The sequence below is a fragment of the Bradyrhizobium jicamae genome, from assembly GCF_001440395.1.
GTDB lineage: Bacteria > Pseudomonadota > Alphaproteobacteria > Rhizobiales > Xanthobacteraceae > Bradyrhizobium > Bradyrhizobium jicamae.
Genome location: NZ_LLXZ01000214.1, coordinates 4,200 through 4,500, shown reverse-complemented (window position 1 = coordinate 4,500; position 301 = coordinate 4,200). Strand labels below are relative to the sequence as shown.

Annotated in this window: 1 protein-coding gene; it reads left to right on the top strand. The window is 56.8% G+C overall.

The genetic code is table 11. The annotated features are described in order from the left end of the window. Positions 1 to 35: 35 nt before the first annotated feature. Positions 36 to 301: hypothetical protein (locus CQ12_RS45535; protein ID WP_198164370.1), on the top strand; the 266-nt coding region annotated here is incomplete at its 3' end.

Here is a 301-nt window from a genome sequence, read left to right as displayed (position 1 = left end):
ATACGCGCTGCCGCTGAGGATGTGCTGGAGCCATAATGAAATACCGCTGCGCACATTGCGGAAAGGTGAACGACAAGTGGGCGGGACACGTCAATCGTGCGCGGGCTCGCGGCTTGAACCTCTACTGCAATCGCAAGTGCTCGGGTCTTGGCCGGCGTCTCGGCAAGTCGGAGGCTCAACGTAAAGAGGAAAAGCGCCTCTACGACATCGAATACCGCGCCAAAAACCTTGAGACCATCAAGGCGAAGAAGAAGGCCTATTTCCAAAGGACTTACGACCGCAAGGCTGCAGCGGAGTATCG